This is a genomic window from Haloplanus sp. C73 (assembly GCF_051195115.1).
Taxonomy (GTDB): Archaea; Halobacteriota; Halobacteria; order Halobacteriales; family Haloferacaceae; genus Haloplanus.
In genome coordinates, this window is the sequence record NZ_JBNTJZ010000001.1 from 504,563 (window position 1) to 528,041 (window position 23,479).

At 66.7% G+C, this 23,479-nt stretch carries 26 protein-coding genes and 1 tRNA gene; 18 read left to right on the top strand and 9 right to left on the bottom strand.

Features of this window, described 5'->3' with window-relative positions:
• Nucleotides 1–27 precede the first annotated feature (27 nt).
• From ACQUSQ_RS02615 to ACQUSQ_RS02625, 3 genes are all read left to right on the top strand, one after another.
• Nucleotides 28–855, top strand: coding sequence for a ZIP family metal transporter (locus tag ACQUSQ_RS02615; protein ID WP_435066945.1), 828 nt, complete (start codon nt 28–30; stop codon nt 853–855).
• A 63-nt stretch (nt 856–918) separates the two neighbouring features.
• Nucleotides 919–1,074 carry a DUF7560 family zinc ribbon protein gene (locus ACQUSQ_RS02620; protein ID WP_435066946.1) on the top strand — a complete coding sequence of 52 codons (156 nt, stop codon included), beginning with the start codon at nt 919–921 and terminating at the stop codon, nt 1,072–1,074.
• 70 nt (nt 1,075–1,144) lie between these two features.
• Complete coding sequence (locus ACQUSQ_RS02625; RefSeq protein ID WP_435066947.1) at nt 1,145–1,588, top strand: pyridoxamine 5'-phosphate oxidase family protein; 444 nt, start codon at nt 1,145–1,147, stop codon at nt 1,586–1,588.
• Here the strand turns inward: ACQUSQ_RS02625 and ACQUSQ_RS02630 are convergent, their stop codons facing one another.
• On the bottom strand, nt 1,589–2,242 hold the full coding sequence (locus tag ACQUSQ_RS02630) for a helix-turn-helix domain-containing protein (RefSeq protein ID WP_435067259.1): 654 nt from the start codon (nt 2,240–2,242) through the stop codon (nt 1,589–1,591).
• Between the two features lie 123 nt (nt 2,243–2,365).
• On the opposite strand from ACQUSQ_RS02630, the gene ACQUSQ_RS02635 reads away from it, so the two are divergent.
• Nucleotides 2,366–2,743: a helix-turn-helix domain-containing protein gene (locus ACQUSQ_RS02635; RefSeq protein ID WP_435066948.1), complete on the top strand. Its 378-nt coding sequence runs from the start codon at nt 2,366–2,368 to the stop codon at nt 2,741–2,743.
• On the opposite strand, the gene ACQUSQ_RS02640 is transcribed toward ACQUSQ_RS02635, so the two are convergent.
• Nucleotides 2,740–2,931 carry a hypothetical protein gene (locus ACQUSQ_RS02640; RefSeq protein ID WP_435066949.1) on the bottom strand — a complete coding sequence of 64 codons (192 nt, stop codon included), beginning with the start codon at nt 2,929–2,931 and terminating at the stop codon, nt 2,740–2,742. The genes ACQUSQ_RS02635 and ACQUSQ_RS02640 overlap by 4 nt on opposite strands.
• 123 nt (nt 2,932–3,054) lie before the next feature.
• Here ACQUSQ_RS02640 and ACQUSQ_RS02645 point away from each other — a divergent pair, with 123 nt between their 5' ends.
• Nucleotides 3,055–3,498 (top strand): Hsp20/alpha crystallin family protein, encoded by a 444-nt coding sequence (locus ACQUSQ_RS02645; RefSeq protein ID WP_435066950.1) that lies wholly within the window; start codon nt 3,055–3,057, stop codon nt 3,496–3,498.
• On the opposite strand, the gene ACQUSQ_RS02650 is transcribed toward ACQUSQ_RS02645, so the two are convergent.
• Nucleotides 3,499–4,434 (bottom strand): PfkB family carbohydrate kinase, encoded by a 936-nt coding sequence (locus tag ACQUSQ_RS02650; protein ID WP_435066951.1) that lies wholly within the window; start codon nt 4,432–4,434, stop codon nt 3,499–3,501.
• Between the two features lie 132 nt (nt 4,435–4,566).
• Here ACQUSQ_RS02650 and ACQUSQ_RS02655 point away from each other — a divergent pair, with 132 nt between their 5' ends.
• The 3 genes from ACQUSQ_RS02655 (at nt 4,567) to ACQUSQ_RS02665 (ending at nt 6,167) form a co-directional block, all read left to right on the top strand.
• A complete protein-coding gene (locus ACQUSQ_RS02655) occupies nt 4,567–4,941 on the top strand; it encodes a universal stress protein (protein WP_435066952.1) in 375 nt (124 codons plus the stop codon).
• Nucleotides 4,942–5,024: 83 nt separating this feature from the next.
• Complete coding sequence (locus ACQUSQ_RS02660; RefSeq protein WP_435066953.1) at nt 5,025–5,585, top strand: nitrous oxide reductase accessory protein NosL; 561 nt, start codon at nt 5,025–5,027, stop codon at nt 5,583–5,585.
• A gap of 63 nt (nt 5,586–5,648) precedes the next feature.
• A complete protein-coding gene (locus ACQUSQ_RS02665) occupies nt 5,649–6,167 on the top strand; it encodes a winged helix-turn-helix transcriptional regulator (protein WP_435066954.1) in 519 nt (172 codons plus the stop codon).
• Between the two features lie 60 nt (nt 6,168–6,227).
• On the opposite strand, the gene ACQUSQ_RS02670 is transcribed toward ACQUSQ_RS02665, so the two are convergent.
• Nucleotides 6,228–6,614, bottom strand: a complete 387-nt coding sequence (locus ACQUSQ_RS02670; protein ID WP_435066955.1) for a high-potential iron-sulfur protein — start codon at nt 6,612–6,614, stop codon at nt 6,228–6,230.
• A gap of 94 nt (nt 6,615–6,708) precedes the next feature.
• On the opposite strand from ACQUSQ_RS02670, the gene ACQUSQ_RS02675 reads away from it, so the two are divergent.
• Nucleotides 6,709–6,781 (top strand) — tRNA-Arg (locus ACQUSQ_RS02675).
• A gap of 128 nt (nt 6,782–6,909) precedes the next feature.
• Here ACQUSQ_RS02675 and ACQUSQ_RS02680 read toward each other — a convergent pair.
• Nucleotides 6,910–7,131: a hypothetical protein gene (locus tag ACQUSQ_RS02680; RefSeq protein ID WP_435066956.1), complete on the bottom strand. Its 222-nt coding sequence runs from the start codon at nt 7,129–7,131 to the stop codon at nt 6,910–6,912.
• Nucleotides 7,132–7,262: 131 nt separating this feature from the next.
• On the opposite strand from ACQUSQ_RS02680, the gene ACQUSQ_RS02685 reads away from it, so the two are divergent.
• Complete coding sequence (locus tag ACQUSQ_RS02685) at nt 7,263–8,153, top strand: hypothetical protein (protein WP_435066957.1); 891 nt, start codon at nt 7,263–7,265, stop codon at nt 8,151–8,153.
• A 64-nt stretch (nt 8,154–8,217) separates the two neighbouring features.
• Here the strand turns inward: ACQUSQ_RS02685 and pglX are convergent, their stop codons facing one another.
• Nucleotides 8,218–12,417, bottom strand: coding sequence for a BREX-5 system adenine-specific DNA-methyltransferase PglX (pglX, locus tag ACQUSQ_RS02690; RefSeq protein WP_435067260.1), 4,200 nt, complete (start codon nt 12,415–12,417; stop codon nt 8,218–8,220).
• Between the two features lie 149 nt (nt 12,418–12,566).
• On the opposite strand from pglX, the gene ACQUSQ_RS02695 reads away from it, so the two are divergent.
• From ACQUSQ_RS02695 to ACQUSQ_RS02705, 3 genes are all read left to right on the top strand, one after another.
• Nucleotides 12,567–14,465, top strand: coding sequence for an arginine--tRNA ligase (locus tag ACQUSQ_RS02695; RefSeq protein ID WP_435066958.1), 1,899 nt, complete (start codon nt 12,567–12,569; stop codon nt 14,463–14,465).
• 38 nt (nt 14,466–14,503) lie between these two features.
• Nucleotides 14,504–15,052, top strand: a complete 549-nt coding sequence (locus tag ACQUSQ_RS02700; RefSeq protein WP_435066959.1) for a thermonuclease family protein — start codon at nt 14,504–14,506, stop codon at nt 15,050–15,052.
• A 133-nt stretch (nt 15,053–15,185) separates the two neighbouring features.
• Complete coding sequence (locus tag ACQUSQ_RS02705) at nt 15,186–15,827, top strand: METTL5 family protein (RefSeq protein ID WP_435066960.1); 642 nt, start codon at nt 15,186–15,188, stop codon at nt 15,825–15,827.
• Here the strand turns inward: ACQUSQ_RS02705 and ACQUSQ_RS02710 are convergent.
• The 3 genes from ACQUSQ_RS02710 to ACQUSQ_RS02720 form a co-directional block, all read right to left on the bottom strand.
• Nucleotides 15,808–17,472: a rhomboid family intramembrane serine protease gene (locus ACQUSQ_RS02710; protein WP_435066961.1), complete on the bottom strand. Its 1,665-nt coding sequence runs from the start codon at nt 17,470–17,472 to the stop codon at nt 15,808–15,810. The two genes, ACQUSQ_RS02705 and ACQUSQ_RS02710, sit on opposite strands and share 20 nt — an antisense overlap.
• A 68-nt stretch (nt 17,473–17,540) precedes the next feature.
• A complete protein-coding gene (locus tag ACQUSQ_RS02715; RefSeq protein WP_435066962.1) occupies nt 17,541–17,819 on the bottom strand; it encodes a UPF0058 family protein in 279 nt (92 codons plus the stop codon).
• 84 nt (nt 17,820–17,903) lie between these two features.
• A complete protein-coding gene (locus ACQUSQ_RS02720) occupies nt 17,904–18,116 on the bottom strand; it encodes a ribbon-helix-helix domain-containing protein (protein WP_435066963.1) in 213 nt (70 codons plus the stop codon).
• 175 nt (nt 18,117–18,291) lie between these two features.
• Here ACQUSQ_RS02720 and ACQUSQ_RS02725 point away from each other — a divergent pair, with 175 nt between their 5' ends.
• The 5 genes from ACQUSQ_RS02725 to ACQUSQ_RS02745 are packed head-to-tail and all read left to right on the top strand — an operon-like array spanning nt 18,292 to nt 23,383.
• Nucleotides 18,292–18,891, top strand: a complete 600-nt coding sequence (locus tag ACQUSQ_RS02725) for a sulfite oxidase-like oxidoreductase (RefSeq protein ID WP_435066964.1) — start codon at nt 18,292–18,294, stop codon at nt 18,889–18,891.
• Nucleotides 18,892–18,925: 34 nt separating this feature from the next.
• Complete coding sequence (locus ACQUSQ_RS02730; protein WP_435066965.1) at nt 18,926–20,272, top strand: isochorismate synthase; 1,347 nt, start codon at nt 18,926–18,928, stop codon at nt 20,270–20,272.
• Nucleotides 20,269–22,035, top strand: a complete 1,767-nt coding sequence (menD, locus tag ACQUSQ_RS02735) for a 2-succinyl-5-enolpyruvyl-6-hydroxy-3-cyclohexene-1-carboxylic-acid synthase (protein WP_435066966.1) — start codon at nt 20,269–20,271, stop codon at nt 22,033–22,035. Before ACQUSQ_RS02730 ends, menD begins: the two co-directional genes overlap by 4 nt.
• 36 nt (nt 22,036–22,071) lie before the next feature.
• Complete coding sequence (locus ACQUSQ_RS02740; protein ID WP_435066967.1) at nt 22,072–22,419, top strand: hypothetical protein; 348 nt, start codon at nt 22,072–22,074, stop codon at nt 22,417–22,419.
• Nucleotides 22,420–22,456: 37 nt separating this feature from the next.
• Complete coding sequence (locus ACQUSQ_RS02745) at nt 22,457–23,383, top strand: 1,4-dihydroxy-2-naphthoyl-CoA synthase (RefSeq protein ID WP_435066968.1); 927 nt, start codon at nt 22,457–22,459, stop codon at nt 23,381–23,383.
• The last annotated feature ends 96 nt before the right edge of the window (nt 23,384–23,479 follow it).

The window sequence follows — 23,479 nt, forward strand, 5'->3', positions numbered from 1 at the left end:
ACCGATGCATACGAGGCGCGGTGGCCGGTGCTAGTCGAGACGTTCGCTCGGCTGTTCGGGACGGACCCGGTTATCAACGGCCTCGTCGGCGGCGTCGTCATCGCGTCGCTCAACCTCATCGGGGCGTCGCTGGTCTTCGTCTGGCGAGACCCCTCCGAGCGCGCACTCGACGGCGCCCTCGGCTTCGCCGCTGGCGTCATGCTCGCGGCGAGTTTCACGAGCCTCATCATCCCGGGCGTCGAGACGTACTCGGGCGGGAACCCGCTGCCCGTCCTGTTCGGCGTGGCGCTCGGTGCGCTCTTTTTGGACCGCTCTGATATGCTGATTCCGCACGCCCACTACCTCGTCACGGGGCGTCGGCGCTCCGACGCCGCCGACCCCGACACCTCGCTCCCCGTCGAGAACGAGCGACTCGCCGGCGTCATGCTGTTCGTCCTCGCGATAACGCTGCACAACATGCCGGAGGGGTTGGCAGTCGGCGTCGGGTTCGGGAGCGGTGACCTCGAAACGGCCATCCCGCTGATGCTGGCTATCGGTCTCCAGAACGTACCGGAGGGGCTTGCGGTGTCGGTGGCGGCGATAAACGCCGGGTTGGACCGGCGGGCCTATGCCGTGTTCACGGGGATTCGGTCGGGCGTCGTCGAGATTCCGCTCGCGGTGTTCGGCGCCTACGCCGTCGGCACGGTGTCGGCCCTGCTCCCTTACGCGATGGGCTTTGCCGCGGGCGCGATGCTCTTTGTCATCAGCGACGAAATCCTGCCCGAGACGCACACGCGGGGGAACGAGCGCATCGCGACGCTGGGGACCATCGTCGGCGTCATCGTGATGCTGTATCTCGACATCTCGCTCGGCTAAGTGGTTCCCAACTCGCTGGAAAGAGGGGGGTTCATATATCGGCAGCCATCCTATCAAATACCGATGACTGGGGGCGGCGACCTCACGTTCCGCTGTCCGGACTGTGGGGAGGCGATGACCGTGAACGAGTCGATGCGAGACGCATTGCTCGACCACGGCTGTGTCGTCTGTGGCTCGACAGTCTCGACGGCGGCGTTCTCGCCCGTCGACGGTGGCTGACCGGCGACGCTCGCCGCGCGGTGAACAAGTTATAAACAGCCCCCCCGCTATTCCCCAGCAGACGACACGCATGACCGTGGAGCAACAGACCGCGATGACGGACGCCGAAACCGACGCACTCCTCGACCGTCACGAAACCGGCGTTCTGGCGCTCGCCCGCGAGGACGAGCCGTACGCGGTCCCGATTTCGTACGGGTACGACGCCGACACCCGCCAGTTCTGTATGCGACTCGTCTCTACCCCGGACGGCGAGAAGCGACGCTTTCTCACCGACTCACCGACGGTTCGGTTCGTCGTGTACGAGGAGGGCGAGACGACCTATCGGAGCGTCGTCGCGACCGGTCGCCTCGAAGCGCTCGACCGGGCGTCGCTCACGCCGGACCACGTCGAACGCTTCGGCGCCGCCCGGCGACCCCTGTTCGAGATGTGGGACGAGGCGAAACCCGACCTCGACATCCAGTTGTACGAACTCGCGCCCGACGAACTGAGCGGGCGCCGAATCGACATCGAGTGACTACGCGTCGAGAATCGCATCGAGGAGTTTGGTCTGTGCGGCGGCCAGATGCTCGGTGAACGTCGAGCGCGAGATGTCGAGGTCGGCGGCGACGTCGCCCGCGTTCGCGCCTTTCGGCCGTTCGAAGTAGCCCATGCTGTGGGCGGTTTCGAGCACTTCCCGTTGGCGGTCGGTGAGTCGCCCCCGGTCGACAAACACTAGGTCGTGGTCCGCGCGCTCACCCTCCGACCGCAGGAGGCGCTGGATATCGACGGTCGGATACCGCTCCCGGAGCGTCGTGATGACGCCCTGTAGTTCGGACATGTCCGCGGCGTGAAAGACCAGATACAGCATGCCGTCCCGGGTGTGGACGTCGACGACCGGACAGTCGAACTGCTCGATGCACTCGCACGGACAGCCACCGCCCCGAGTGCGGCTGAACCGATACACGGTCTTCGAGCCGTAGGTAAAGACGGGGGAGAGACGCTCGTCGGCGTCGGCGGCCTCGGCCGCTGCGTCGTCCAGCATGAACTCCTCGGTGACCGTCCCCTCGTCGGCGGGAGCGACGCTCCGCGACACCGAGAGAGTGGACGCGTCGGCGTTCGCCGCGGCCGACGCGACGGGACAGGACCCGTCCGCGTCGACACACAGTTCCGCTCTGATACCCCCCATTATGCACTCCCTTGGCGCGAGCGATTGGTAAACGCACCGGAGCGTGCTTGCCATCCCTTATAAACTACCTCGATATCGTGGGTGAAGACTGGTTGTGGCCCCCTGTCTCTATAGAGATGACTGACGATGGCTATCGCCGCACCTCGCTACGACAGACGGACTGAGGAAACGACTATCGACGACGCCGACGACGTGCAGGCGATTCTGCACGCGCTACAGGACGACGACTGCCGGGCGGTACTCGACGCGACGGGAGAGCGGTCGCTGTCCGCGAGCGAACTCGCCGAGCAGTGTGACCTCCCACTCTCGACGGCGTACCGAAAACTCGAAACGCTCACCGACGCCGGCCTGTTGACCGAGCAAACCCGTCTCTCGCCCGAGGGGAAACACGCGAGCGAGTACGCCCGCGCCGTCGACGAGGTGGTCGTCGACGCCGACGCCGGGTTTGAACTCACCGTCTCGCGGCGTGACCACGCCGACGACGGACCGACCGCCGAACCCTAATCGCCGCGCAGTCGACGCACCGCCCAGAGAACGAGTACGAGGCCCTCGATTCGGGCCGCGGCGTACACCCACGGCCGGAGCGATACGTCGTCGTCGGCCGTCGCGAGGTCCATCCAGAAGTCGACGACGGCTCGCGGACGAAGCAGTTCTGCGACGCCAACGGCCAGCACTGCGAGGCGGAGGAGCATACCGAACGGGACGCAGTCGATGCCAATAACTGTTACCCATACGATAGGTTTCGGCGGTGAATCGGCCGACCGAGCGTACTCGGTGTTACTGTTTTAACGTCTCAGTTCGTAGTTCGGAACGGCATGGCGAACCGCAATCCGTTCGACGAACTGGACGAGTTGTTCGACCGGATGCAGCGAAACATGGAGCGCGCCACCCGGATGTGGGAGTCCGAGGCCCTCGACTCCGGACTACCGGGTGCCGCCTCGATGAACGTCGACCTCGAAGACCAGGGCGACGAGTTCGTCCTGACGGGCGACCTGCCCGGCTTCGAGACAGAGGACATCGACGTTCGGATGCAAGAGCAGACGCTACACATCACCGCCGAACACGACGAATCCAGCGAGGAGTCGGACGGGGAGTACGTCCACCGCGAACGGCGGCAAACCTCGGTGGAGCGGGCGATTCCCCTGCCGAGCCCCGTCGACGCCGACGAGGTCACCGCCAGTTACAACAACGGCGTCCTGACCGTCCGGCTTCCGAAGACAGACCCCGATTCGGACGGGACACAAATCGACGTGACCTGATTACGCGCGGAACGCTCGCACTTCGTCGAGCGTCGGTATCCCCGACCGGGCGCCGGCCGCCCGCGTCGCCATCGACCCCGCAGTGACCGCCGTCTCGATGGCGTCGCGGAGCGACGCCCCGTCGGCCAGTCGCGCCGCCAGAAAGCCGTTCAGCACGTCGCCGGCGCCGGTGGTGTCGACCGGCTCTACCGTCGGTGGGTCGACGCTGAACCCGTCCGTCGGCGTCTCGACGAGTAGCGTATCGCCGCCCCGTTTCCGGACGACGACGCCGTCGTACCCCGCGAGCGACGACTCGATGGCCGCGTACTCGTGTTCGTTCGGCGTGCAGTAGTCGACGGCGTCGCGAGCGAGCAAGGGTTCGACACCCGCCGGCGGCGCGGGGTCGAGAATCACCGTCGGACGGTCGGGGTCGTCGGCGAGGGCATCGAGCAGTGTCGCGACCGGTTCGACGGGAATCTCGTTCTGCAGGAGGAGACAGTCCGCCTCGGCCACGGTGTCGGCGTGAGCGCGGACGTAGGCGTCGTCGACGTCGGCGTTGGCGCCGGGGTGGACGACGATACGGTTGTCCCCGCTCTCCTCGACGAAGACGTAGGCCGCGCCGGTCGGGACGGGGGCCGTCCCGAGGGAGTCGGTGTCGATACCGGCCGATTCGAGCGCCGACACCACGCCGTAGCGCTCGTGGTCGACCCCCACTCGGCCGAGCATGGTCGTCGTCGCCCCCGCGGTGGCCGCTGCGACCGCCTGATTCGCGCCCTTGCCACCGTGTCGAATCTCGTCCGCCTTGGGGGCGAAGTCGTCGGGGAGGTCGGCAACCCGGACCGTCTCACCGCGGTCCGGGAACCAGTCGTACCGCGCTTCGAACGCCGCGAGTTCGTCGGCCCCCACGCGCGTGACGTGGTCGACGTTGACGCTACCGAGACTGATGACGTCGCCCATCGTGCGCCCATGCTCGGGGATGCCCCGTATACGTTCGGGTCGTGGCGGCGAACTCGGGCGCCGAGAGTCGCCGCGGCTGGTCCGCACTCGTCACGAACGTTTATCCGCGCTCCGATGCGACAGCCACGTATCATGTCAATCGTGGCTGCGGTCGACGAGGAGGCAAGCACCAGCGTAGTGCGTCGGGGATACGAACTCGCGCGGGCGTTCGACGAGGAGTTGGTGGTGATACACGTCATGCCCGAGACGGAGAGCGTGGCGGCGGCCGAGGAAGTCGCGAGCGAGGCCATCCGACTGGCGCTCGACGACCCGGAAAACGTGACGGCCGTCGGCGCCCTCGGCGACCCAGCGCCGCGAATCCTCCACGTCGCAGAGGAGCGCGACGCCGCGTACATCGTGCTCGGCCCGCGGAAGCAGACGCCGATTGGCAAGGCGCTGATGGGGAGTGTCTCCCAACTCGTCATGCTGAACGCGGACTGCACCGTCGCGTTCGTCACCGGCGAGTAGTCACGCGAGTCGCCGCCATCGAAGACGTGTTTCAACGGACGCACCACGACGCCTAAGCGTGCTACCGTGGTACACGGAGATATGTGGAACCTGACGCCGCGGCGCCATCCCGCCGGCGCTTCGTGCTCGCCGCGCTCACCAGCGCCGGACTGGCCGGCTGTCTCGGGACGAGCGACCACCCCGACCCCATCTCTCGGAGCGACGCGATGAGCTGTAACCAGTGTGGGATGATACTCAGCCAGCAACCGGGGCCGGCCGGTCAGGCGTACTATCAGGACAACAGTCCCGAGGGGAACGAGCCACCCGCGCGCTTCTGCAGCGCGGTCTGTACGCACTGCCACCGGTTCGCGAAGGGCGACCAAGGGTGGACACCGCAAGTGACGTATCTCACCGACTACGCGGCCGTCGACTACCGCGTCTCGCAGTCCGGCGGCACCCCGGTCATTTCGGCGCATCTCGGTGCCGAGGGGTTCGCCGCCACCGACGCCCTCGACGTCGTGGTCGGGTCGGACATCCAGGGGTCGATGGGACCGGCCATCGTTCCGTTCAGCGACACGGCGCAGGCGGAGTCGTTCGCATCGGCGTACGGCGGCGACGTCATCGCCGCGAGCGACATCTCGCGGGAACTCATCGCCCAGCAGTGACCCGCATTCCCAGTCCGTGGGAATCGACAACAGGTATTGCTCTGTCGGAGCGATATCGGGTGTATGACTGACGTCCGTCGACAGGTTCGGGACCACGTCCGGACGAACCCCGGCGTCCACTTCAACGCGCTCACGCGAAACCTCGACATCGCGACCGGGCAGGCGCAGTATCACCTCCACCGACTCGGTCGGAACGACGACGTCGTCGCCGAGGAAGTCCGAGGCCGAACCCACTACTTCGACCCCGAGTACGACCCGTGGGAGCGCCGGCTGGTCGCGCTGTATCGTCGCGAGACGGCTCGCGACATCATCACGCTCCTTCTCGAAGCCGAGTCGTTGGCGGCGACGACGCTCGCCGACCGCCTCGACCTCGCCCGGAGTACCGTCTCGTGGAATCTCGACTCGCTGGCCGACGCCGACGTCGTTGACCTGTCGTACGGTGACCGCGGACAGGTGGAAGCGACGCTCACCAGACCCGAGGAGACAGTGCGGTGTCTCGAAGCCGTGACGCCGTCGCTCGCCGACCGTCTCGTCGACCGCTTCGTCCGCCTCGTCGACGACGGCCTCTACGGCGAGGACTGAGTGGCCGCGACTCGGAGCAACCGGCCACGTCGAACTCGCGGCGCGCTCTCCGTCGGGCGTCTAATTGCCCTGATACTCGGCGTAACTCACGCAGTAGGCGTCGGGGGCGATGGTTCCGGCGACGACTGCACAGGCGCCCATCCCGTCGTCGTTCTTGTCCTCGATGTAGAACCGGCAGTTCGAACACTGCTGACCATCGCTCGGAGAGGTCTGGTAGTTCACGTCGGACTGCGCGGAGACGGCGTCGGGGTTGCGTTCGACGCCACCGATGCTGGTCGCCGTCTCGTAGGCGGCGGGCACGCCCTCGCTAGCGCTCGTCGACGTCGCCGTCATCGTCGCCGTTTCGCCACCACCACCGCCGCCACAGCCTGCCAGACCTACGGACAGCCCGGTTCCGAGCAGTCCGAGGAGTCGTCGTCGGTTCGCCGTCGTCAGTTCGTCTGACATGTGAGAAGATTGTGTTTTATAGCAGATAAATTGTGTGTCTAATCTCTCCCGGGATACAGACCTTTTTGGTGGCTTCTCGTCTACGACCGCCACAGGACGTGTGGCCTAGCGGATAGGGCGAGAGGTTCCTAACCTCTAGACCGCGGGTTCGAATCCCGCCACGTCCGTTCTCCGGCGAGCGAAGCGAGCCGTGAGAACGAAGACCGGAGATTCGAATCAGGGAGGTCGCGCGCAGCGTAGCGAGCACGTCCGACCGTGGTTCGAATCCCGCCACGTCCGTCTCGTTCGTATTCACTCACTCGACTGCCGCGGCGTAGTCCCCCTCGCTCCCTGCGGTCGCTCGCGTGACTCCCGCCACGTCCGTTTTCTGGCTGAGCGAAGCGAGGCCGAAAACGGTGACTGGAGTTCGAACCCTACGAGACGAGCGGAGCGAGTCTCGGTCCGGTTCGAATCCCGCCACGTCCGTCTCGTTCGTTTTCACGCACTCGACGGCCGCGGCGTAGTCCCGCTCGCTCACTCCGTTCGCTCCCGAGACTCCCGCCACGTCCGTTCTCCGGCGAGCGAAGCGAGAGCGAACACGGCACTTTCGGCGAGTTCCCGACCGAAGTCTGAAATTATAAAGCGATTCCAAACACGGGCCAGTGTACGATGCAGCGACTGGTCGGTCCGGCGCTCACCGCCCTCGCGGTACTACTCGCTATCGCGACTGTCGGCGTAGTCTTCGGTGAGTTTCGGTTCGCGAGTGACCTGGCGCTGGCTCTTCTCGGGCTGGCGTTTCTCACCGGAAGCGGTCTGTCGCTCGTCGAACTGGGACAGCGGATTCACCAGCTCGTGCGGTTCGGTCTCACGGATATCCACGACGAAAGCGACATCCACACGTCCGGTCCGGGGCGGCGTTGGCTCCGTATCGAGACGACTGTCGCCGCCGAAGACGACCCCGTCCGTGGTGTTCTCGACGACTCTCCCGCAGTGGCAGTAACCGTCGAGTGCAGTGTCCGTGAACGGCTCGCCCAGTTTCCGTGGCTGAGCACACAGGTTGGAACCCACTCCGAACGAACGAGTGCAGTTCCCGTTGGGCTCGGTCACTCAAGTACCGACACCGTCTTCACCGCCACTGGCACCGCCCGGACGCTCGGACACGACCTCCGTGTCGTCGGGGGCGACTGCAGAGAACTGACTGTAGACGACGACGTCCCGCCACACACCCGGACCGCGCTCGCTGACTTAGGTATCACCGTCGAAACGGCCCTGTTCAGGGGGCGAGTCTTCGAACACTACGTCCGTATCGCCGAAGCGACGGTCCCGAACAGAGCAACGGTCCAACTCTTCGGACCGGTCGTTGTCGAGAATACGGCGAGCGGACGAACGCTTAGACCCGCTGGCCGATTCGCCAGTCGGCCGCTGATGACGACAGACGGGTGGAGAGCGATTCTGAAACGGATCGGTCGACGACTCGCTATCCTCTCGCTGGTAGCACCCCTGACCGGTTTCTGTGGGTGGTTGTTGCTTTCGGTAGCAGGACGCTCGCTGCTCGGGTGACTCCCGCCACGTCCGTTTGCCGACGAGCGAAGCGAGGCCGAAAATGCCGACTGCCGAGGGGTCGCTACAGCACGTCGTCGTCGACGGTCTTCGGGACGATTTCGGCGTCAGCGAGCGGCGCGATGTTGATTTCGACGCCGTGTTTGTGGTTCGGCCGGTAGCCTTCGGTCGTGATTTCTGCGAGCGCGCGGTCGGCCCAGTCGGCGGAAATGTCGCTCGCAATCTCGTCGCAGGCCTCCCCGATTTCGCTCGCGAGCGCCTCGTACTCGTCGAGGTCGCTCGCCAGTTCGGAACAGAGCCGTTGCCGGTCCGAGACGCCGCCCTCACCTATCTGTGCTTGGCCGGCGTCCTCGAACTGGTCGTAGTAGTACGTCGTGAACAGGATGCCGTTGCTCGCGTAGTGCGCCGAGCCGACGAGGTCGTCGTAGTATTCGAAGAGGTCGTACAGATGCGCCGCGACCGGTTCGTCGCCGTCGGCGGCGTAAGCCTCGAACGCTGTTTCGAGGTCCGCGAGCGCGTCCAGCCACTCCTCGCGGTTCTCCTCGACCGTCTCGTAGAACGAGGGGCTGAACAGGTCGCCCATGTCCACGTCCGGACGGGCGGCCAACTCCTCCAGCGTCTCCAGCCGCGCGGCGGTCCGCGCCCGGAACTCCGCGACTCGCTCGGCGGCCTCGCGCGCGACCTGCCGGTTCTCCGCGGGCCACTCACGCGGGTCGGGCTGGGCGAGGTCCGCCAGTCGGTCCTCGAAGACGGCGATTTGTTCGAGGCCGCTCTCACAGCGGGCGTACGTCTCGGCGGCGTCGGCCTGCTCGCTCGCCGACAGCGACTCGTCGCCGCGGCGGCGGTTGGCCGCGCTCCGCCGCTCCCGGAGCAGGGCCTTCCGCGGTTCGAGATAGCGGTTCTGGAGGCGGTCGAACACCCCCGCGTCCAACTGGTGGTAGTCGACGAGACAGGCAAAGCCCTCGCCCTCGGGGTCCGAGACGAGGCGCTCGGTCGTGAACCGCCACACGATGGGCGTCCGGTCGAACGTCGAGACGTGATAGTCGAACAGGTCGTCTTCGAGCCACGCCCGGAGGTTGGGGTAGGCCTCCTCGGCGGCGCTCTGACTGCCGAGGAGGGCGTCGACCTCCGCGAGACGGGCGTCGGCATGGTCGCCCCAGATGCGCTCGAATTCGGCTTCGATTCGGGTGAGGAGGCTGGTCTCGCCGTCGATATCGGAGAGTGGGACGATACCGTCGTCGCTCTCGTGGACGATGCGAAGCGAGAGATGTAGCAGGAGGTCTTTCACCATCGCCGGGAAGTCGTCGGTCGGCTCGGTGATGGATTCGGGGTCATGGTCCTCGCGTTCGCGGGGGTCTTCGATGGTTCGGAGGGCGATTTCTTGGAGGATAGTGTCGCGCTGGTCGTCGGTGATATCGAAACAGTCGAACACCGCCTCATCGATGGCATCGGCACAGGTTTGGAGATTCTGCTCGATGCGTTCGAGATGCCGTGCCGCGGCGACACCGAGTTCGTCCAGCGAGGTGTCCGGCGACACCGTCTCGGAGGGGGTATCGAGTTCGAGTTCGTCCCGAAGTTCGCGGTGCGGGTGGTCGTACTGCGGAAGCGAGTCGTTAGCGCCGAGGGCGTCGAGGAGAACGGGGCCGTCGTAGTGGGGCGAGACGAAGTCGTACTGGCGCTTGGAGACGAGGTGGCCGACGGCCTCGCGGGCGAGGCTTTCGAGTTCGTCGATTCCTTCGAGTTCTTCGCGCCACGGGACCTTTGAGACCAAGCCAATCTCCCAGTTTCTCTCGGAAGTCTGTGTGAGCATCAGGTACGTGAAGAGATGGCTGTTCGTGTAGGCAAGCGCAGTCCACGTAGCACGGTTCGGCACGAGAACAGACCCCATATGTCCGAACACGGAAGAGTCGTGCAGGTATCCGAATCTACGCCCGCTCCGCTTGGAAACCGTGTAGGAAAGTGCCTCTCTGAAATAATATTCCGTGTTTCGCGGATAGGATTTCGGATACCGCTTCACTTCCCGCCCGTCGTTGCCCCAGAGGATGGTGTTCTTGACACGTGGTAACAGCCATGCATCCGAACCACCCTTCGCAAACGGTGCCCACTCCGAATCCCCGGCAGTAACCCAAAACCGACGGAGAAAGCGCCCATCGTCGGCTGTCGCGGTTCCCTGTTTGATTGCGGAGAACCCCCTCTTTCCGGGAAGGTTCGCGTTGTCAGCGTCGAGGACGACATCGGAGTCGTACAGTAGACGGAGCTGTCGGGGGACCCAATAAGAGAGCGGCGTTCCGGGGACAATCTCGAACTCGGAGAGAGACCGTTCGTACATCCGTTGCGCGCTATCGTCGTCCGAATCGAGAAAGGCGGCGCGGAGAAACACCTGTTCTTTTTCCTCTTTTTCGATATCCGGGAGGCGGATGAACGCGCCAGTCTGTTGTCCGTCCGTCCCAGACCGAACGACCGTACCGACGGTACCGACTGTCGCGTTGTCGAGGATATCGTACCCGAATTCGGAAAAGAAATCGAACGCGCCGCGGTTGCCAATGAAATCCTCGCGGAAGCCTTGGAACGACCGACTGAACATGAACGAGTGGGGAACGAGCATCCCGATACGGCCTTTTCGCCTGACGAAGCCGTCGCAGGCTTCGAAGAAATTGATGTAGTACTCCGGCTTGTATTCGTAGTGGTCCTTGACGTACTCCTGCACGTCGTCGGGCATCCGCCCACCCGACCCATACGGCGGATTCATCAGCGCCACGTCGTAGTCCTGTGTCAACACCACCAGCAGATGCAGGAAACTCCGGAGGTTCTGTGCGCCGAAGGAATCGGACGTCTGTTCCTCGACGGCGGCTTCGAGTTTGCGCAGGAACTCGTGCAGGGTGTGGGGACCCTCGCCGCCCCACTCCATGACGTCCGTCTGGTCGTCCATGAACTCGTCTTCGAGTTCGCCCTGCACGTCGAGCAGACTTCCGAGGGCTTCGGTGGTCTGGAACTCCTCGATGACGCCGTCGAGGGCTTCTCGAACGTCGGTACCCTCGCCCGTGATGTCGTCCAGTACGTCGACCGCCTCCTCGATTTCCGCGACGCGAGCGTCGGCACAGACGATGCCGACGTTCGGCATCTCGAAGTCGCCGCCCTCCGCTTCGGCCCGCGTGCGAGCCTTCAGATAGAGGTTGAACGCCGATAGCTGACAGGACCGAAGGTCGATGTCGACGCCGTAGAGGTTGTGTTCGAGGATTTTCGCGGGAATCGCCGCGCGGTCGAGGTCCGTCTCCGCCCACCAGATGCGTTCGAGAATGTCGAAGGCATAGAGGAGGAAGTGGCCGCTGCCGCAGGCGGGGTCGATGACGCGGAGGTCCGAAGGGTGGTCGAAGTCGGGGGCGTCGCCGCCGTCCGCGTCGGGGATGAGATACGTACAGAGTTCGGGCACGCTCGGGGCGTCGTCGGGCGTGACGAGGCGGTCCTTGCGCGCCTCGGGCGAGATGGCGTCGGCGTCGGGGACGGCGTCGGTCTGGTCGGTCGCTTCGAGATAGAGTTTGCCGAGCGAGTTGTCGGCGAGCATCCGGACGACCCAGTGGGGCGTGTAGAACTGGTTGGCCGGCCCCACGTCTTCGGGTTCGAGCGTGTTCTTGGCGTCGAGGGCTTCGACGACCGGGCGGTTGTAGTACTCGTACACCCATCCCAGCACGTCGTCGGCGCGCCACACCTCGTCCGGGACCGAATCCAGCATCCCGCAGAGTTCTTCGAACGTGTCGTCGTCGGGGTCGACGAGGCTGTACGGCGACGAGCGGTCGAACAGAATCTCGATTTCGTCGGCCAAGCGGTCACAGGCGTCGTGGTAGGCTTGAAGAATCGACTCGTCTTCGAGCAGGAACTCCTCGTGGACGAGCGTTTCGGCGGCGGGCGTCAGGCCGTTCTCCTTGAAGACGGTGACCTCCTCGGCGACGAAGTCCCGGACCTCCATACAGCGGAGCGCGGCGAGGCGATTGACGATGGTGTAGCCGACGCCGGCGACGTACTTCGCGAACGCCTCGTCCCACGTGTGGCCGTCGACGCCCTCGATGTCGATGGCGTCGACGAGGGCTCGTGTCTCGTCGTCGAGCGCGTCGCGATTGGCCGGCTCCTCGTCGAGCCCCCGCTGTGTGAGCTGGTACTCGACGTTGGCCTCGACCCGGTCGCGCATCTCTGCGACGACGTCTTCGAGGTGTTCGCGCTCGGCTTTGTCCAGTTGCGCCGTCCGCTCGTGTGTGGCGGTGTCCGTCATGGGGAACGCTGAGTACGCCACCAACAGCGTCGGGTGATTTCAAAGTTGCTTCCGGGGCGCGCTCGGACGGTCCGGGCGGCGCCTGCGCCCGACGACCGAAGACGGCTTAGTGAGGTTTATGCGGGCGTAGGGGCGAGATTCGGGTAAGAATGCTCTCAGCCACGAGACGCGGGCTCGTCGAGGGGCTTCGCGTCGCCGTCAGCGAGGCGGGCTACGACTACGATATCGCGGACACCGACGTCGAACTCGAAGCGTTCGACGACGAGGAGAAAGGCGAGTTCTCCGCCGCCGTCTCCTTCGCCATCGCGGCGGACGTGGGCGCGAACCCCATGGCCGTCGCCGACGACATCGCGGCCGCCCACCGCGACCACGGACTGCCCGAGGGAGTCAGCGAGGTGAGCGTCGCTAACGGCCACATCAACTACCATCTCGACCCCGCGGCGATGGCGCGTCTGACCCTCGGCACCATCGACAGCGAGGGCGACGCCTACGGGTCGCGCGAGCGAGACGACCCGGACACCATCGTCGCCGACGTCTCCTCGCCGAACATCGCGAAACCCCTCCACGTCGGCCACCTGCGAAACACCATCCTCAGCGACGCGCTCATGAACGTCTTGGAGGAGCGGGGTCACGACGTGACCCGAGACAACCACCTCGGCGACTGGGGGACGCAGTTCGGCAACCTGCTCCACGAGTACGTCGAGTTCGGGGACGAGGACGCCTTCGAGGACGACCCCATCGCCCACCTCCTCGAACTCTACCAGCAGTTCGAACAGCGCGACGGACTGCTGGAGGAAGTCGAGGACTTCGGCGCCCTGACCGACGACTTCGAGGAGGCCGTCGAGAACGAGCGCACCCACCACACCGAAGCGGGCAAGGAGTGGTTCGCGCGTCTCGAACGCGGCGAGGATGTCGCCGTCGACCGCTGGGAGCGGTTCCGCGAGGCCAGTATCGAGCGCTTCGAAGACATCTACGCCGAACTCGGGGTCGACTTCGACCTCTGGCTCGGCGAGAGCTTCTACGCTCGCGAGGGCTGGAACGACGTCGTCATCGAGAAGGCGCTGGATGAGGACGTGGCGATGCGCGGCCCGGACGAGTCGGTGTTCATCCCGATTTATCCCGACGACTACGAGGACGCGGGCGACCCCGAGGCGGCGTCGGTCGATACCTCGCTGGACCGGGCGCGGGCCATGGTCGACGACGCGGGGAGCGTCGAGGACGCCGACTTCGACGCGTTCTACATCGTCAAGTCGGACGGCTCGACGGTCTACGGAACCCGTGACCTCGCGACCATCGACTACCGCGTCCGCGAGTTCGACGCCGACCAGTCGGTCTACGTCGTCGCCAGCGAGCAGAACCGTTACTTCCAGCAACTGTTCGTCGCCGCGCGGAAGATGGGCTACACCGACGTTCGCCTCGAACACATCGACTACGGCATGATTAGCCTCCCCGAGGGGAGCATGTCGACCCGCGGCGGCCAAATCGTCACCGTCCGCGAGGTGCTCGACGCGGCCGACGAGCGCGCTCGCGAAATCGTCCGCGCGAAGGGGCGGAACGTCGAGGATGACGAAGTGGACGCCATCGCCCGCAAAATCGCGCTCGCGACGGTGAAATACGGCATGGTCGCGGCCAATCGCTCGAAGGACATCACCTTCGACATCGACGAGGCGGTGTCGCTCGACGGCGACACCGGTCCCTACGTCCAGTACGCCACGACGCGAGCGTACAGCATCCTCGACTCGGCGGAGGCGGTGCCCGACGTCGGCGACATCGACCCGTCGGCGTTCAACGACACCGACTACGACCTTATCTACCACCTCGGGCGCTACCCGCTCGTCCTCGACCGGTGTGAGACGCGCTACGACGCCGCCCCGCTCGCACACTACCTCCTCGAACTCGCTCACGTCTTCAACTCGTTCTACCACAAGAACCGAGTGCTGGACGCGGAGTCGGCGGCCGAGGAGCGCCTCGTCCTCACCGCGACCACCGCGCAGGTGTTCGAGAACGGACTCGACCTGCTCGGTATCGACACGCTGGCGGAGATGTAGAACGGGGGCTTTTCTCCGCCCCGCCCGTCGGACGGGTCGTGAGCCGACCCACTCGCTGGCTGGCCGTCTGTCTCTGTCTGCTCGCCGTGAGCGCCGGCTGTCTCGGCGCCGGCGTCGGGAGTGACGGAGACACGGCGGAATCGACCGTTCGCGTCACGGACGTCGTCGACGGCGACACGATAGACATCCGGTACGCGAACGGCACCGAAGACACGGTGCGCTTGCTCGGCGTCGACACGCCGGAGGTCCACGTCGAGAACGACCCCGCGGAGTTCGAGGGCGTCCCCGACACCGAGGCGGGGCGGTCCTGTCTCCGCCGGCACGGCGAGCGCGCGACAACCTTTGCCGTCGAGCGACTCGCGGACCGCGAGGTGACGCTTCGCTTCGACCCCCTCGCCGACCGGCGGGGCGGCTACGACCGCCTCCTCGCGTACGTCGTGGTCGGGAACGAGACGTTCAACGCCGCACTGCTGGAACGCGGCCACGCCCGACTCTACGATTCGGCGTTCCGCCAGCGCGACGACTACGCCGCGCTCGAACGAGCGGCGCGCGAGGAGGGCCGCGGCCTCTGGAGCTGTGCCTCGTAGAGGTATTACTACCAGACATTCACAAAGACTTTAGTATAACCAAAGAATATCTCCTAGCGAGAATGACGCCCACATGGTTCCGCGCCGACGGGGAGACGCTCGGACGACCGTGGGTCGGTAGGGCGGTGAGTCGATGACGGCGACGAAGTCCGGACTCGCGGGGCAGTTGGCCGTCGTCGCCGGCTTCGAGAACCCACAGGCCGCCCTCGAACAGTACCCGACCCCGCCGGAGTTGGCGGCCCACGTCGTCCACATCGCCGACCTGAACGACGACATCGAGGGACGAACCGTCGTCGACCTCGGCGCCGGGACGGGGATGTTCACGCTCGGCGCCGCGCTCCGCGGCCCGAAGCGAGCGGTCGGCGTCGAAATCGACCGCGACGCCCTCGAAATCGCGCGCGAAAACCGGCGTCGGGTAGGCACCCGGACGGAGATTCACTGGGTGCAGGCCGACGCGACGCGCGCCCCCCTCTGCATCGACGACCCGACCACCGTCGTGATGAACCCGCCCTTCGGCGCACAGGACGGCAACGAGCACGCGGACCGAGACTTTCTGGCGACGGCCGCCGACATCGCCGACGTCTCGTACTCCGTTCACAACGCCGGCAGTCAGGACTTTGTCGAGGCCTTCGCCGCCGACAACGGCGGCGAGGTGACTCACGCCTTCGCGGCGCAGTTCGACCTCGAACACCAGTTCGACCACCACGCCGCCGACAGGGCCGAAATCGATACCGAAGTCTACCGCATCGACTGGACTAGTCGTACGTCTCGGTGAACGCGACGCGAACCCGCGTCCCGCCATCGACGGCGTAGAGTCGCCCACGGACGTTGATGAAGCTGAGTCCACCGACCTCGACCGTCTTGTTGGCGGCCGGAATCGGCTCGGTGGCAGAGCGGTTTCCGACGGACACCGTGACCTTGAACGACCCGGCCGTGGCTTCGACGGAGATGTTTCGCCCGGCCACGACCGGGTTCGCCCGGGCCGGCGGCGACGTGTAGGCCGTCACGTTCTGGTCGTCGTGGACGAGACGCACTCGGTACGCGGTGCCGCCGCCGACGGCGCTCCACCCCGAGCGTTGGACGCGAATCGTCTCTCGCCACCCGACGCCGCCGACGCGGACGAGCGTCGTCCCGTCGAAGTCGAGTCGCCCCTTCGAGACGGCCGTCATCCAGATGCCTCGCTCGCGGTTCCTGACGATGACGCCCGAGGTGTTGACCTGTGTCGTCTCGCCGAACGCCTCGACGTCGACGACAGACACCATCCCGTTCGGAACGTTCTCGGCGTAGGTCACTTCGTAGCCGCGCGTCTCGATGGGCGCACTTTCACTCGGCAGGTCGTCGCTCGACGCTGTCATCAGGTTGACCGGGACGGCGGGGCCGGCGAGCGCCGCCGTACAGAGGAGGAGGATGGTCGCCCCGACCTGCCACCGGGCCACCGAGGAGTCGGTATCGGAGCGCTCGACGGAGGGAAGGAGCGGCCGAGCGGACGCCGCCGCCGTCGCCGCCACGAGCGCCGCGAGGAGGACGACGAGGGTGACCCCGAGCGCTCGGTAGAGGACGTACGTCTCGCTGCCGCGGAACCAGTAGACGGCCCACATGGACTGTGCCACCGCGAACAGCACGACGCCGACGGCGACCCGAAGCGCCGACGGTCCCTCGTCGTCGCGGCCGCGCAGTACCCACACCCCGGCGAGGACGCCGAGGAGGAGGCCGATGGCGTGGCCCTGAATCGCGATGTCGGCCCACCACGGCGCTGAGTACGACGACCCGGCGCTCGCGGACACCGTCGGTTGCTGGAGTGCCGTGTAGAGCGTCCGGAGCGCGTTGCCCGCGGTGATGGCGACGACTGTCGCCAGCGGGTAGCGCACCAGCGCGAAGCCCGCGAAGGCGAAGACGACGCCCGAGAACCCGATGACCGGGCCGACGGCAAAGAGGGCGGTGAACAGACCGGCGCCGACGACGGCGAGGGGAGCCACCACCAGCGCCCGCACGTACGGGTTCGTCAGCGGCGACGTGAACGTCTGCGTGCCGCGCTCGCGAGGGTAATGTCCCCACGCGTACTCCGCGAGGGGGGCGAGCGCGAGCGTTCCGACGAGGTTGCCGAGCAGATGCCCGACGCCCGAGTGTGAGAAGGCCGCCGTCACTACGCCCAGCGGATAGAAGTACGACCACGCGCGGAAGGGAATCGTGACCGGTGCGTACCAGTGCGACCAGCCGCCTTGGACGAACAGATACACCGCGAGGACGCCGAGGACGGAGAGGACCGTCCCCCACGGGACACCGAGGAGGAACCGTGACCGGAGGCGCGCACCCCAGCGCCCGCGGGGGCGGTCGACTGCGAAAATGACCACCGCGACACAGAGAAGAGAACACAGAACGGCGAGTCGAAAGAGCGTCGCCGAGTCCGGAAGCCCGAGCATACTACCCGTTCACCGGGCGCCGGTAATGAATCCGGCGGGGGGTCCTGCGCGGCGCTTCGGCGGCCGGCTTACAGTTTGCTTTCGGCGTCTTCGGCGAGTTCGGCCATGCGCTTGCCGACGCGGCCGGCGTCGGAGAACTCGTCTTCGCTCATCGCCGTCGCGAGCGCGTTCCCGAGGACGAACACGGCGTGTTTGTGCTCGCTTTTCGACTTGTGGACATGGGAGGGGTCGACGCTCAGCGACTCGTAGGGGTCGAAGATGCTGTCGTCGACTGACTCTTGACTGCGAAAGTAGTTCATAATCGTTACCATCTGCTCGTGGAGTTCGAGGAGTTCTTCCTTGTGCATACTGACACCTACGGCGGTGTATCGGTTAAGGATTATTGCGGCTGTCTCGCATAGTCGGGCGCCGTGGCTCGCGTCTCGAAGGGGTCAGAAGACGTACTCGTCTTCGTGACCCATCATCCCCTCGTCTTCGAAGCCCGGTTCCTCCTCCTCCATCGGCCCACTGGTCTTGTAGGCCCGCAGTCCGGTCGAGAGCAGTTCCTGAATGGCTTCCTCCCGGTTGACGAACTCACCCTGTTCTATCAACTGGGCAATCTGCATCTCGAGGTGTTCCGGAACGGTTATTTCCACGTTCGGCATTTGAACGTTCGACGGTTTGGAAGGACCGTATTTAAATTCTGCGGGGCGGATTCAGAGTTCGATAACTGTCGATTCCATCGCACGAGTATATCTCTGGAAAGGGCGAACTGGAGTTTCGGAATCGTGTAATCCGCCGAGGCCGAGAGTATAGGTGTATCGAGCGCCGAGCCAACCCATGGTTAGAGACGTCACCGACGTCTACCGGGAGTTCGGCGACGAGCGACTCCCGCCCGGCCAGCACCGAACCGAGTCGTTTCCGATTCTCTCGAAGGGGAACGAGCCGCGCGTCCCGCGCGAGGAGTGGTCGCTCTCGGTGACCGGCGCCGTCGACGACGCCGTCACCCTCGACTGGGACGAGTTCACGGCGCTCGGCGTCGAGACGCAGCGACAGGACTTCCACTGCGTGACCGGGTGGAGCAAGTTCGACTGCGAGTTCACCGGCGTCCCGCTCACGACGCTCGCGGACCACGTCGGCGTCGACGACGACGCCGTCCACGTCATGTTCTCCGCGGCCGACGACTACACGACCGACCTCCCGCTGGACGCCAGCCTACGCCCCGAGACGCTGCTCGCCTTCGAGTTCGACGGCGACCCGCTCCCCCGCTCTCACGGCGGCCCCGTCCGCGTCGTCACGCCACACCGCTACGCCTACAAGGGCGCGAAGTGGGTGACGGGCGTCGAGTTCCTCACCGAACCGGAGCGGGGGTTCTGGGAGCGCCGCGGCTACTCCGTCACGGCGAACCCGTGGGACGAGGAGCGATACAGCGATAGTTAGGTAAAAGAGTGCGGCGTCCCGAGGTGTGCTTATAATGGGTGTCCCGCGAAGCGACGAGACCGGAACCCGTCTCGTCAGCCGGTCGGCTCGGGCGTCGGTCCCATCGCTCCGTGCCGCCCTCGACGCCATGCCCGCCCCGCGCACCTTCTGGACGGCGCCCGACGAGGCGTCCGTCGTCGCCGGCGGCGCCGCCGCGACGCTCACCGCCGACGGCCGGGACCGCTTTACGACCATCAAGGAGGGCGTCGGACGCGTGCTGTGTGAGGGCGACGTTCACGCCGGAACCGAGGCCGCCTGCCCCCGCCTGTTCGGGGGATTCGCCTTCCACGACCAGCGAGCCGACGACGACACGTGGGACGACTTCCCCGGCGCGCAGTTCGTCCTGCCCCGGGTTCAGGTCACCGACACCGACCGCGGAACGTGGGTGACGGTCAACGCCGTCGGCCCCGACGCGACGGTCGACGCCGTCTCGGACCGTCTCGAATCCGAGTGCGAGCGCCTCGAATCGCTCGACGCGCCGACGCCTACGGACCCGCCCGAAATCGTCTCGCGGACCCGGACGACCCCGCGCTCGGCGTGGCGCGAATCCGTCGAGGCGGCCATCGACCGCATCCGCGCCGGCGACCTGCAGAAAGTCGTCCTCGCGCAGGCACTCGCCGTGACCTTGGACCGACCGCTCTCGCTCCCCGACGTGCTCGCTCGCCTCGGTGAAACCTACCCCGACTGCTATCGCTTCCTCGTCGAACCGACCGTCGAGGGCGACACCGCTCGCCCCGGCTTTTTCGGCGCGACGCCGGAGCGGCTCGTCACTCGCCACGGGCGGACGGTCACCACGGGCGCGCTCGCGGGGACGACGGGTCGCGGCGACACGCCCGCCGAAGACGACTGGCTCGCACAGGAACTCCTCGACGACGAGAAGAACGTCCACGAACACGAACTCGTCGCCGAAACCATCCGCGACCAACTCGACCCGTTCGCGTCCTCTATCACCGCCGGCCAGCGCCGCGTGCGGCGACTGGAGACGGTTCAGCATCTCTTCACCCCGATGACCGCGACGCTAGAACGCGACACGCACGTCCTCGATTTGGTCGAGGCGCTTCACCCCACCCCTGCCGTCGGCGGCCTGCCGCCCGAGACGGCGCTCGCGACGATTCGGGAGACGGAGCCGTTCGACCGCGGGTGGTACGCCGCCCCGGTCGGGTGGGTCGACGCCGCCGGCAACGGCTCCTTCGCCGTCGCCATCCGCTCGGCGCTGGCCCGCGGCGCCGAGACGACGCTGTTCGCCGGCGTCGGCGTCGTCGCCGACTCCGACCCGGACCGCGAGTGGGACGAAGTGCAACTCAAATACCGCCCGATTCTCGACGAACTCGAACATCGATGAGCGCACCGAACCGCAACGTCCTCTGGGCGCGCGCACTGGTCGACGAACTCGCCCGCGGCGGCGTCGACGCCGTCGTCGTCTCGCCCGGCAGTCGCTCCACGCCGCTGACGACGGCGGTGAGCGAGCACGACGACATCACCGTCTTCTCCGTCCTCGACGAACGCGCCGCGGCGTACTTCGCGCTCGGCCGCGCGCGGCGGACGGGCGAGGTGACGCCGCTCGTCTGCACCTCCGGCACCGCCGCCGCGAACTACCACCCCGCGGTCATCGAGGCCACGCAGGGCCGAGTCCCGCTCTGCCTGCTCACCGCCGACAGACCGCCCGAACTCCGCGACAGCGGCGCCAACCAGACTATCGACCAAGAGAAACTGTACGGCGACGCCGTCCGGTGGTACAAGGACCTCCCGGAGCCGGAGGCCGACCCCCGAAAACTCCGGTCACTCCGGACGACCGTCGCCCGCGCACTCGGCGAGGCGACGGGAACGCCGTCGGGACCAGTCCATCTCAACTGCCCGTTCCGCAAGCCGCTCGAACCGACGCCCGTCGCGGGCGACGTGCCCGCCGACCTCGACCCACTCGCCGCCGTCGGACGCGAGGGCGGCCAACCGTTCGTGCGGACGACGAGCGGCGCGCCACAACTCGACCGGGCAGACCTCCGAAACGTGGCGGAGGCGCTGTCCGTCGAGCGGGGACTGCTCGTCGCCGGCCCCGCGGACCCGCCGGGCGTCGACGCGCAGGCAGTTACGGCGCTCGCACACGCGACTGGCTTCCCCATCGTCGCCGACCCGCTCTCGGGGCTTCGCTTCGGCGGCCACACCCGCGTGACGACGACCGTCGGCGGCTACGACGGCTATCTCGACCCGCGAGTGACCGAGGACTGGCCCGACCCCGAGGTGGTGCTCAGACTCGGCGCCTCGCCCACCTCGAAACAGCTCCGCAAGTATCTCGCCCGGACCGGCGCGCGCCAACTCGTCGTCGACCCGGCCGGGGAGTGGCGCGAGGCGGAGTTCCGGGCGACGGACCTCGTCGTCGCCGACCCCTCGCGCCTCGCCGGCCGTCTCGCCGAGGTGGTGAGCGGGCCGACGGACGCGGACTGGCGCGAGCGATGGGCGCGGGCCGACCGCGTCCACGCCGATATCGTCGCCGACGCCGCTACCGACGGCGACGGCGGCTACTTCGAGGGCGCGGTCCTCGCCGACGTGGCGGACCTCGCACCGGAGCCGTCGACGCTCGTCGTCTCGAACTCGAACCCTGTTCGCGACGCCGACCGCTACATGGCGCCGGCGACGGACAGCTACACCGTCCTCGGCAATCGCGGGGCGTCGGGCATCGACGGCGTCGTCTCGACGGCGCTCGGGGCGGGGAGCGCCACCACCGACCACCTGACGCTCGTCATCGGCGATTTGGCCTACTACCACGACAGCACCGGCCTGCTGTCGGCGCTCCGGTGTGGCGTCGACGCGACAATCGTCCTCGTGAACAACGACGGCGGCGGCATCTTCCACCGACTCCCCATCGAATCCTTCGACCCGCCATTTACCGAGTCGTTCAAGACGCCCCACGGGCTGGATTTCGAACCCACCGCCGACCTCTACGACCTCGGCTACACCAGCGCCGACGAGCGCGAGGGCTTTCGCGACGCCTACGCCGACTCGGTGGCGAGCGACGGGACCGACGTCATCGACGTGACGACGGACGCCGAGGCCAGCCAGCGAACCCGCGAGCGACTGGTCGAGGAGACGATTACCGAACTCGTCGAGTGAGTAGGTTTAGGTGCGGCCCGCCGCCAGTCGAGAGCGATGCCCTCCACCAACACGAACTGGCGGCTCGGCGCACTCGTTCTCGCCGCCCTCGTCCTCACGTACGCCATCGTCGTCGCGAACAACGTTCTAGTCGGCGTCTTCGTCGCCGCCCTCGTCTACCTGCTCGCGTGGGTCATCGACCGCGCGTCGGCCGGCAGCCCGCTCGACGACATGAGTCGCGAGCGGCAGGCGGTGACCGGCGGCCTCGTCCTCGTCATCCTCGCGTACTCGCTGGTCATCGTGGCGTCGCTCCTGCTTGGCGTTCTCGCCGCGGCGACGGTGTGTGTCGTCTCGTGGGTCACCAGCCCCATCGGTCCCGTGGCGCGGTGGCTGGACCGCCGGTGACCCGCACCTTTTTGCGCGGGCCGCCCTCGGACCGGGTATGGTTTCCGACATCTTCGACCCCGACCGCTGGACGGCGGTCACCGACGACTTCGAGGACGTAACCTACCACCGCGCGGACGACGTGCCCGCGGTGCGCATCGCCATCGACCGCCCGGCGGTGCGAAACGCCTTCCGCCCCCAGACCGTCGACGAACTCTACGCGGCGCTGGACCACGCCCGACAGCAGGCCGACGTTGGCTGTGTCCTCCTGACGGGGAACGGCCCGTCGCCGAAAGACGGCGGGTGGGCGTTCTCCGCCGGCGGCGACCAAGCCATCCGGGGCGAGTCGGGCTACGAGTACCGCGACGACGAGGGCGACGTCGAGGGTGCCGACACGGGCGACGAGTCGCTCGACACCGACGCGCCGAGCGTCGGCCGCCTCCACATCCTCGAAGTCCAGCGGCTGATTCGGTTCATGCCGAAACCGGTCGTCGCCGTCGTTCCGGGGTGGGCCGTCGGCGGCGGTCACTCCCTTCACGTCATCTGCGACCTGACGCTGGCGAGCGAGGAACACGCGAAGTTCCTCCAGACCGACCCCGACGTGGCTTCGTTCGACGGCGGCTTCGGGTCGGCGTATCTCGCCCGGCAGGTGGGGCAGAAGAAGGCACGGGAGATATTTTTCCTCGGCAAGACCTACGACGCCGCGGAGGCGGCGGAGATGGGCATGGTCAACGAGGCGGTGCCCCACGAAGACCTCGAAGACACCGCGCTGGAGTGGGCGAAGACGATGACCGGAAAGAGTCCGACCGCGATGCGGATGCTGAAGTACGCGTTCAACCTCGCGGACGACGGGATGGTCGGTCAGCAGGTGTTCTCGGGCGAGGCGACGCGACTGGCCTACATGACCGACGAGGCACAGGAGGGGCGCGACGCCTTCCTCGAAGGGCGGGAGCCGGACTTCTCTGACGTGCCGTGGCACTACTGACTCCGCGCCCTGCGGGGTGTCACTCGGTGTCGTCGAACGGCGGAAGGGGAGATGGTATATGGCCGGACGACCAACTACTGGTATCTCGATGAATCC